General features: G+C 51.2%; 2 tRNA genes and 2 rRNA genes. All 4 read right to left on the bottom strand.

From position 1 onward, the window contains the following. A 23S ribosomal RNA gene (locus F6X55_RS06030) occupies positions 1-100 on the bottom strand; the annotation flags it as partial. A gap of 130 nt (positions 101-230) precedes the next feature. Further along, positions 231-306, bottom strand: a tRNA-Ala gene (locus tag F6X55_RS06025). A gap of 7 nt (positions 307-313) precedes the next feature. Then, a tRNA-Ile gene (locus tag F6X55_RS06020) sits at positions 314-390 on the bottom strand. Positions 391-497: 107 nt separating this feature from the next. Then, positions 498-613, bottom strand: a 16S ribosomal RNA gene (locus tag F6X55_RS06015); the annotation flags it as partial.

The raw sequence follows: 613 nt of genomic DNA, 5'->3' as shown, positions 1-613 counted from the left end.
AATGCCTACGTACGGCTCCCCGAGACATATCGGTGTTTGTCCCGTCCTTCTTCGGCTCCTAGTGCCAAGGCATCCACCGTGCGCCCTTCTTCACTTAACTTATCGTTCGTGAATGACGTGTTACTTCGATGTCGTTGAATGTCTTGCATAGTCTAGTTCCGGCTCCTGCTGAGCAGTCGCCTTCACTTCCTATTTATCTTATCTAGTTTTCAAGGTACAAATAATTAAGATGGTGGAGCCTAGCGGGATCGAACCGCTGACCTCCTGCGTGCAAAGCAGGCGCTCTCCCAGCTGAGCTAAGGCCCCGAATGGATGGTGGGCCTGAGTGGACTTGAACCACCGACCTCACGCTTATCAGGCGTGCGCTCTAACCAACTGAGCTACAGGCCCATCCTTGCGGAGAAGATAATAAAGGTATAGGGAATTGATCCCTCAAAACTGAACCAAACAACCAAGTATGTCCTGTATTTAGCTCGTAAGAGCTAATATATCCTTAGAAAGGAGGTGATCCAGCCGCACCTTCCGATACGGCTACCTTGTTACGACTTCACCCCAATCATTGGCCCCACCTTCGGCGGCTGGCTCCAAAAGGTTACCTCACCGACTTCGGGTG

Source organism: Sediminibacillus terrae (assembly GCF_009602435.1).
Taxonomy (GTDB): Bacteria; Bacillota; Bacilli; order Bacillales; family Amphibacillaceae; genus Sediminibacillus; species Sediminibacillus terrae.
This window is presented reverse-complemented; position numbering and strand designations above follow the sequence as displayed.